At 53.2% G+C, this 7037-nt stretch carries 1 protein-coding gene; it reads right to left on the reverse strand.

Going from position 1 to position 7037, the window contains the following annotated elements; translation table 11 throughout:
- Positions 1–5524: 5524 nt before the first annotated feature.
- The gene (locus FJ146_18800; GenBank protein ID MBM4254021.1) at positions 5525–6670 is read right to left on the reverse strand and encodes an ATP-binding protein; all 1146 of its coding nucleotides are present in this window, start codon (positions 6668–6670) and stop codon (positions 5525–5527) included.
- Between the last annotated feature and the right edge of the window lie 367 nt (positions 6671–7037).

Raw genomic sequence — 7037 nt, forward strand, 5'->3', positions numbered from 1 at the left:
GAATGGCGGCACGATTACTACTGCGGGCACGATTAGTCTTGCACCCACGGGAGTGAGTGCTGGTACGTATGCACGGGCTACGGTGGTGGTGGACAGCGCAGGACGGATTACGAGTGCGAGTAGTGGGGCTCCGATTGATCTCGCGTCAGAGGTGGCAGGTACGTTATCTGTGAGTAAAGGCGGTAGCGGTGTGACTACTCTCGCAGCCAGTAGTCTTTTGCTTGGTAACGGCGTCAGTCCGGTCCAGACTTTGGCCCCAGGTGCCAGCGGTAATATCCTCACTTCCAATGGCACCACTTGGGTGAGTACTAATGCGCCGCAAGCCAACGGCAGCACGACCGGTTATCTCAGCTCGTCCGACTGGACTGCTTTTAGCCAAAAACAAGTTGCGGGTAATTATCTCACGGCTCTCACGGGAGACCTCTCGACGTCGGGATTTAGTTCTGGGTTAGCCACGGCCAGCCTTGCCAGTATTTCGCTACCAGGGACTGCGACTAAAGTTACGTACGATGCCAAGGGCCGCGTTACTTTGGGTAGTACTCTAGACGCAGCTGACATCCCGCCGCTAAGTGCAGCGAAAATAAATGCGGGGACGCTACCCGTCGCGCGTGGTGGCACGGGTGCCGATCTGAGCGCCACTGGTGGTGCGGGACAGTATCTGAAGCAAACAACTAACGGTGGTGTAGTCACAGTCGGAGCGATTCCCGCGGGCGATATCACGCAGTCTTTGGGCTACACCCCTCTAAATAAAGGTGGAGACACCCTCGCTGGAGCCCTGGACGCCGGTGCATTTAACATCAGCAACACCGGTAACGTGCAGCTGGCGGCATCGAAGATGCTTGGTCTTGGTGTTTATGCATCGGATCCTACGGGTCTTACAGGTGCAGATAAGGGCAAGACCTGGTTTAACGCCACCACGAATCAGATCAAGTATTGGGACGGCTCCAGTGCCGTGGCACTGGGAGTGTCGGGCTCAGGTCTAAACTCGTTTAACGGTCAGACAGGTAATACGCAGACCCTAGGTCCTCCCGGTACTTCGGGTACAGCACCTGCGTGGTCATCAGCGAGTGATACCCACACGCTTAATATCCCGCTGGCGTCTGCCGTAAATGTAACGGCAGGTTTGATATCCCATACGGAATACGCTGCATTTAACGGCAAAGTGAGCAGCGTCGCTCAGGGTGCTGGGGTAGCTGTAGCCACTGCATCCGGTACGGCCACGGTGAGTTTAGCTACCGCGGGGACAGCTGGCACTTACGCCAAAGTGACTACGGATACGTACGGTCGTGTGACAGCTGGCAATAGTTTAGCGGCGTCTGATCTGCCACCACATAGCGCAGCACTCATCACTGCGGGTACTCTAAACGTGGCTAACGGCGGTACTGGCGCCACCTCCCTTGCGGCAAACCATGTGATCCTAGGTAATGGCACCTCCGCCATGCAAACGGTAGCTCCGGGCTCTAGTGGTAACGTCCTCACCTCGGACGGAACGACCTGGCAGAGCACGGCATTACCCGCAACTAATTGGGCTGCTCCTGGTGCACTTGGTGCGACGACACCCAACACCGGTGCATTTACGAGCCTCTCGAGCGATGCCCAGGCAGGCTACGAAGCTAAACCCTACGGCACAGCAGCGGGTAATACGGGCGAGGTGCGCCTTACGGAACTCGCTGCCGGCGGCACGAATTATGTGGGATTCAAAGCGCCTGATGCCATCGGGGCTAATAAGATATGGGTGCTCCCTGCTACGGACGGCTCAGCAGGACAAGTGCTGAAGACCGACGGTGCGGGTAATCTAGGCTGGGTGTCTGCAGCTTTACTCGCTAACGATATCGCAGCTGTCGAGAATCTTGCGACCACGGGTGGGGTCGAACGCACGGCCACAGATACGTGGTCCACCTATACGCTGACATCAGCAGGTAAAGCGCTACTTGACGACACCGATGCAGCGGCGCAGCGCACGACCTTGGGGCTAGGCTCCCTAGCGACCGCCAGCGCCGTGTCTGGCGGCAGCGGTGGCACGATCACTGATGCCTCGATCACCGACGATGATATCGCTACGACGGCGGCGATTGCTGACACTAAACTCGCACCGATTACGACTGCAGGTAAGGTTTCTGGCAATGCCATCACCTCGGGGATTATAGGTGGATCTACGGGAGTCAATACGAGTGGCAATCTGATCACGAGCGGTAACGTGGGGGTGGGGACGACAAACCCTGCCGGTAAACTCGACGTCGCTGGCTCCATCTGTCTCAGCGGTGCCAACTGTATCAGCTCGTGGCCAACAGGTAGTGTGACCTCAGTCAGTGCTGGCACAGGACTCACCGGTGGGCCCATTACGTCATCTGGGTCATTAGGGCTCGCCAACACTGCAGTTACCCCCGGCGCATACACCAGGGCCAATATCACTGTCGACGCACAAGGTAGACTCACTGCAGCCGCAAGCGGTAGCAGTGTGGCGCTGTCAACAGAAGTCACGGGTACGCTGCCCATCGCTAATGGCGGTACAGGGGCTACGACCGCTGCTAATGCTTTCAATGCGCTTTCGCCACTTACGACTATTGGTGACCTCTTGTATGGCGGAGCCTCTGGTATCGGTACGCGCCTTGGCGGTAATACGACATCAGCCAAACAATTTCTAACCAGCACAGGTGCCAGTGGCGCTGCTACTGCACCGGCGTGGGCTGCTTTAGCGGCAAGCGACATTCCAGCTATTAGCGCTGCACTCATTACATCAGGAACACTCGGCGTAGCCAACGGCGGTACCGGTGCCACAACTTTGGCTGCTAATAATGTGCTGCTCGGTAACGGTACCAGTGCTCCGCTGACTGTAGCACCGGGAACTAACGGCAACGTACTGACGTCTAACGGTACGACTTGGGTGAGTTCTGCTCCAGCAGGTGGGATTTGGACGGCGTCAGGGGCTGATGTTTACCGGAGTAGTGGGAATGTTGGGATTGGGACTACATCGCCACAAGGTGGGCTGGATATTGCGGGACCTAATGCTGCGTCTTTTGTACTATCTGGCACGACAGCTGCAATAAATCCTGCAATTAAATGGAATCTGGACTCTACAACATATGCAACTATCGCAAATGCTCGTGCAACCGGCCAATATGGAGCCATAAACGCAGGTGACTTGATCTTTCGATCGGAAACAAGCGCAACTTTAATATCTTTGTTTAATGGTAATTCTTTTGGCTCTGGTATCACAATAAACGATAACAACATTGGCATGGGTACATACACGCCAAAAAACAAATTAGATGTAGAAGGCGCATTAGCCGTTGGAGCATCGTATTCGGGATCACAGTCTGCACCGACCAACGGCCTCATTGTTCAAGGCAACTTGGGTATTGGAACGACAACGCCTGCCGGAAAACTTGACGTCGCGGGCTCCATCTGTTTAAGCGGGGCTAACTGCATAAGCTCGTGGCCAGGTGGATCATGGAACACCTCTGGCAGTAACAATTACGTGGCTAGCGGTAGTGTTGGCATTGGAACGTCTTCGCCGACCGCCGATTTAAGTTTAGGCGGAACGCTGAGTCGGGTCATTCAGGTAGATCGTAACACCGGTGCGGGTACCACTGGCGGTGCATTAACCGTACAGGCTGGTGGTGCAATTTCTGGCGGCACTAACTATAACGGCGGCAACCTTACGCTTGCCTCTGGTCTTGCCACGGGCACTGGTACTTCCTCCATTAATTTTCAAACAGCCGGTCCAGGTGCAACTGGGACAGCTGATTCTGTGCCCACCACGAAAATGACTATTTTGGGAAATGGCAACGTCGGGATTGGAACGACGGCGCCGAGCGCAAGTCTTCAGATTGCCGGCGGGAGCAACACAGCAATTGTCGGCACTTCGGCAGCCGTGTCCAGCGTGGACAGCCTTATTGGTGGTGTTAAGTTTTTAAACTTCGGCCAATCACCCCAAGCCGGTATCGAGAGTCACATAAATTTCGGGGGTGCAGCCAACAATGCAGATATGCGCTTTTATACAAGTCTCGACTGGAATACAGGAAACACCTACTTAGAAAGGATGCGCATTGATCGCAGTGGCAACGTAGGGATTGGGACGGCTAACCCTGGCTACAGCTTAGACGTTAACGGTCAAGTCCGTGCTAGCATTTTTAATTCGAACAACGGCACAGCGCCTGGCGGAATGTGGCACTTTGGCATGTTGACTGGTGGCGTTTCTCGCGTTGCTTTAGGCTTCGCAGGAACCGAGTCCGGGAACAACTCCGGGTCTGATTTTCAGATCTGGACTTACACCGATGCGGGCGCCTTTCTTGCAAATCCGATGACGATTAAGCGCGAGTCCGGCAATGTCGGCATAGGGACAACGGCGCCAAGTTATCGCCTGGACGTAGCGGGGAGCTTTAGGAGTGTAAGTAGCAGTGAGAGTTATTTCTCAAGTGATGCGACTTTGAGCGAATATCTATACATTCAACCAGTAACCGGTACGCCTGGCTATGTCCGTATGGGGGCATATAGCTCGACATTGGGCAGTCAGGCACTTGCTTTGCAACCATCCGGCGGCAACTTAGGGATAGGGACGACTGCACCCAACAACCTGCTTACCGTTTCTGGCACTACAAATAGTACGACGGTCTTTGCAAACCCAATGCAATCCTGGGTTGTACCCGGTATCCCAACAGTTAAAAACTCAAATTCAGCTGGAATTGCTGTTGGCAGCTTTGAAACCGGTATAGCGGGCCGCGGTCGAATGGACCTGATGGTAAGCGGCGCTCCTGTTGCTGGCAACACTTGGGGCTTGGTTCCAGATGTGGCGGTAATGAGCCTTTTGGGGAATGGCAACGTCGGGATTGGGACTACGTCTCCGGCTACTGTCCTTCACGTTAACGGAGCGAATGCCGCGCTTACTCTGCAGCCGACAAGCGGCGCAACTCAACAAACAGCCGTACAGTTCCGTACGAATTCCAATACGAGTGGTTTTTCTATCGGGCGCGACGTCAACAATAACGGGACCAACGATTTCTTTATTTTCGATCAGACAGCTTCGGCGGCACGTGTCTTCGTATCCAGCGCCGGCAACGTCGGCATCGGCACGACAAATCCAACTGCCACGCTACACGTCAACGGCACAGTCATAGCAAGCAACTTACCCAAGTTAACGCGCACGTCAATCACCACTGGATCCATCGTTTGCGATTCAACTTTCAAACCTTTAACGGCAATGACTTTCACCGGGAACGCTGGGCAAGCATTCGATATTATGACGGTACATAATGGACGCTTGAATGCCACAGGTCACCATTACAACGATCTCTATCTTGACGGAGTACAGGTCGACAGTGGTGGTGTATACACAAACTCATGGCGCAGCCAGGTCCACACCATGTACTCTGGCGTCCTCGCTACAAGTGGAAATCACACGGTTCAAATCAAGGCTCATTGTGGCTCTGGTGCCACCAGTATGACCGACGCTGGTGGAGAATGGCCAAACGGTGGCCTACAGTACCGCGTCTGGGTTGGTGGCTGATTCGCTTTTACTGCTCGCCTACGCTCGGTACTTCAAGATATGGTGCATAATCAGTGGATCAGCGAAAGTGTACATTTTTCCCTCGCGGTAAATCACCGCATGGTCCTCGAGCTTGTGAGCTACCTTGCGCAAGCCAGCGATTGAGAGGCCAGATTTTGCAATGAAATCCTTGCCTGTGAGCTGCGTGGCACTGCCACCGGCAAAAGCTAGGGTGATGAGGAATTGCTCCTCCGCTCCAGTAAAGTGACTGAGATACTCCTCGATAGCACTACTGCGTCGACTAATCAGTGTGCGCAGTGCTTCATCGACTTTCTGGATGGTGACATTTTCCTTGGTCGCATAGTCCAGGGCAATAAGGGAGTCTGCTAGCCGATTCATCGCTTCGGGGACACGTCCGACTAAGTCTTGTAGGTATCGCGAAGATGCGTCGTCCAACCTCAGATTTGCGTGTGCTAGACGTTCATTGGCGTAAGATGTGTATTCCTCGTAAGGAATGTAGGACATTTCTAGGTGCTCACCCCAGTTTGCGAACGGTGCATGCGGCACCGTGAACATTTGAGACAGTAAATGCTTTTTTGAACCCAAAATGACGGTGGCGACATTGCCTAAATGGGATTCGAGTACTCCGCGTATGAGTCCTTCTGCCTCATCTATGTAGTGAACGTCCTGGAATTCATCCAGCACGACGAGCAGAGGTACTCCCCGTTTGTGCAGTGCACCAAGCTCCTGAAATATCGAGGTCAAATTGCGTCCGGCAGATTCACCTAAGCCGAGCGTCAAAGAAAGCTGGCCGTTTGGCTCCATCTCAACCCTAGGGCGCAGACGCTTGATACTATCAAGCATGGTTTGAAATAAGGATTTAGCAGAAAAAGCACGCTGAAATGAATCGGCAAAGGCAGCGCTCAACCGCGACACCAGTCCGGACATTGTCCGCACACCGTAAAAATCAACATAAAGTAAGAAAGCTCCCTTTTTCTGCGTAGCCATCCATTTGTTGGCAACGACATTGCGAACTAGTGAAGTTTTGCCAAAATTGCGACGACCAAAAAGTAAAACTTTTCTGCCTTTTGCTATGCTCTGAAGCAGTCTTTGGCGCTCATCGTGGTAATTGCAAAAATCCGGCTCATCGACCAGAGCATCAAATCGAAAGGCTTTGACAGTCATACCCAACCCCTCTGGTTGCTGCCGTGAAATTTTACCAAATGTATGTATACTACTAGTATACATACAGATAGAGTAATTTTGGATGCAGCGAAGCCTCGAAAAATAACTATATAATTTTATTAAGCTATATCTGGCGTCTCGCCCACGCACGTCGCACCAACCGATGTCAGCCGACCATTTTTCGCTTCTGAATGGGCACCTTAACGAGCACCTGAAGAAAAGATAGTCCAAGTCCCCAAAATCTCAGGGATCCTTAACAATTGAGGGGCAACCCCAGTAAATTCGCTGAAACGATTACAGGCGGCGCATAATATTATGCTAACCGCCTGTTTTAGTTGAAGAAGAGCCCTCTGTTTGGCATGTTTGT

This window comes from Deltaproteobacteria bacterium (assembly GCA_016874735.1).
GTDB lineage: Bacteria > Bdellovibrionota_B > Oligoflexia > Oligoflexales > CAIYRB01 > CAIYRB01.

Coding starts and splice junctions, on each gene's coding strand:
- FJ146_18800 (MBM4254021.1), bottom strand. CDS start 6,670: ATGACTGTCAAAGCCTTTCGATTTGATGCTCTGGTCGATGAGCCGGAT.